This is a genomic window from Pyxidicoccus fallax (assembly GCF_012933655.1).
GTDB lineage: Bacteria > Myxococcota > Myxococcia > Myxococcales > Myxococcaceae > Myxococcus > Myxococcus fallax.
On record NZ_JABBJJ010000645.1, the window covers coordinates 1 to 2,554 of the forward strand.

General features: G+C 73.2%; 1 protein-coding gene and 2 pseudogenes. 2 read left to right on the top strand and 1 reads right to left on the bottom strand.

Annotated features, from left to right (window positions below):
• Together HG543_RS53010 and HG543_RS53015 are read left to right on the top strand one after the other, a co-directional pair.
• Nucleotides 1-1,032 (top strand): annotated as a pseudogene (locus tag HG543_RS53010) (serine/threonine-protein kinase); the annotation flags it as partial.
• Between the two features lie 218 nt (nucleotides 1,033-1,250).
• Entirely contained in the window at nucleotides 1,251-1,994 is a 744-nt protein-coding gene (locus HG543_RS53015; RefSeq protein ID WP_169352583.1) for a hypothetical protein, read from the top strand.
• Nucleotides 1,995-2,021: 27 nt separating this feature from the next.
• Here the strand turns inward: HG543_RS53015 and HG543_RS53020 are convergent.
• Nucleotides 2,022-2,554: pseudogene (locus HG543_RS53020) on the bottom strand (hypothetical protein); the annotation flags it as partial.

Here is a 2,554-nt window from a genome sequence, read left to right on the forward strand (position 1 = left end):
GTCGCCCCGCGCCCGTCCGCCCCGCCGGAGCCGCAGCGCTCGCGCCGCGTGTCGCCGCCGCCGACGCCGGCCCCCGTCGCCGCGCCGCCGCGCCGCACGCCCCGCCCGGACGAGGAGGCCTCGCAGTCCGCCTCCGTCACGCCGCCCCCGCCGTCCCGCCGCGTCTCTCCGCTGGACATGGACATGGACGACGAGGTGTCGCGCTCCGCCTCCATCACCCCGCCCACGCTGAACCAGCGGGCCGCGTCGCGCCCCGGCCTGCAGGCCGCGCGCATGGCCGCGCCGGACGAGGAGGACGACTACTTCCCCACCGACTCCGGCCTGTCCACGGTGGAGCACACGGATCCGACGCCGGCCCCGCGGCCGGATCCGGACGACGACGAGTCCACCGTGGGCTACCAGAGCCCCGAGAGCGGCGAGGAGCTGTACGCGGCCACGCGCGCCACTCCGCCACGGCGCCGGTTGCCCGTGGCGCTGGTGGCCGGGGCCGGCGCGCTGCTGCTCGCGCTCGGCGCCGCCGTCGTCTGGAGCCTGCGTCCCATGTTGGTGTCTCCGCCGCCCGAGGTCCCCACCACCGGGCAGCCCTCCACGAACGGCGCGCCCGCGCCCGGCGCGGGGAACACCGGCGGCACCGCGCAGCCCATCGCGAATGGCGAGTCCAAGCCCGCGGTCGCCGTCGGCGCCGGGGAGCCGTCCTCGCCCGACGACGGGCTGGCGCTCGCGACGGCGGACGCGGGCAGCGATGCACCCGTGCCGGACGCGGGCAACGCCATCGCCGCCGCGGCGCCGGACGCCGGCACGCCAGCGCCGGAGCTGGTGGAGGTCCGCTTCGAGGCGCCCGCCCGCACGGTGCTCCGGCTGGACGGCAAGCCGCTGCCCGTCAACAAGGTCCTCGCCCTCCCACCGGGTCGGATCCGCGTCCGCTACGACTGCCCGGGACGTCGGACCCCCAAGGGTACAAAGTCCTACCTCGTGGAGCCGGCGAGTGAGGGGCCGCTCGTACTCCAGGTTCCGTGCAAGGGCCGCCGCTAGTGGTGTCGCGGACTTGCCGGTATGCGGCATCCTCCCCCCGGGGCGGACAAGTGGGCCCTGGTGGGCTTGAGTGCACTTAAGTCGTTGGAATTCCTAGGTTTTCAACTTCGAGACCGCGTTGCGGCATGTCAGACGGGCCCGTAGAATCCGTGGCCCTTATGGCGCGCCCGAAGAATCAGAAAAGCGTAGTCAAGAAGAGGAGTTACACGGCCGGCCGGGTGGCCCGGCAGCTTCCCATCGCCCCGGAGCCCAACAGGCTCCTGAAGGTATGGAGGCGCGTGCTTGAGCGTCGTCTGCGCACGCGCCTGCGCGCGAAGGTGGCGGTGGAGATCCACGACAACACGCACACGATGCTGACGTTCCAACGTCAGCGCGCGCTGTGGCGCCTGCGGTTGCACCACATGTTCCTGGCCGCGCCGGACGAGGTGGTGCAGGCGCTCGCCGGCTTCGTGCGCAACGGGGATCCGGACGCGAGCGTGCTGTTGGACCGCTACATCGAGCGCAACCGCGCCTACATCCGCCGGCTGTCCCCGGCGCAGATGCGCAAGCGCATCCGGCTGGAGCCGGAGGGGCAGCACCACGACCTGGAGCGCATCTTCGCGCGGCTCAACGAGCGCTACTTCGACAGCCGCATCGACGCGGCGATTACGTACGGCCCGGCGCCGCGCGTGAAGGGCCCGCGCAAGAGCATCAAGATGGGCTCGTACTCCGCGGACTCGAAGGTCATCCGCATCCACCCGGCGTTGGATCAGCCGATGGTGCCCCGCTACTTCGTGGAGTGGATTGTGTTCCACGAGATGCTCCACCACGTGTACCGCACGCGGCGGGGCGAGGACGGGCGGCGCTGCATCCATCCGCCCGAGCTGATGGAGCACGAGAAGCGCTTCCACGACTACTCGCGCGCCCAGGCCTGGGAGAAGGAGAACCTGGACCTGCTCTTGCGCGCGCGCGTCTCCGGGTGAGCACGCGCGCGGGCCTCCCCTCCGCGCTCAGGGGAGGATGAGGCCGCCCGGGCTGCGCCGCTCCTGCGAGGGAGCAGGCGCGGCGGCGGGGGCCTCTCCGGTGCTGGAAGCGGGAGCCTGGGGCGCCTGGGCTCCGGCCCGGGCTCCAGCGGCAGCCACCAGGGCGAGCACCTTCTCGAAGAGCCGCTCGGCGAAGCGGGAGAAGGGCTCGTCGAGGCCATGATGGAGGCGGCGGGCCTCGGCCCGGGCCACCTCGGCCTCGCGGGCGCGGCCGGTGCGCTCGAAGTAGTCCGCCATCCGCCACAGCCGCAGGGCGTAGCGCTGGCGGCCCTCTCCGGCGAAGTAGTCGCGCGCCACGGTGCGCACCGCCGCCTGGAGCTGCTCCTGGCGCTGCACGTCGCTCAAGGCCAGCGGGCTGTGCATCACCTCGTCCATCTTCTGCAGGAGCCGCTTCACCTCGGGCTCCGGGGGCAGCCAGGTGGCCATCTCCGGCGTCTCGTGGAGGATGTCGCCTTCCAGGGCGCGGCGGGCAGCGACGCCAGGGAGAGCAGCGCCTCCAG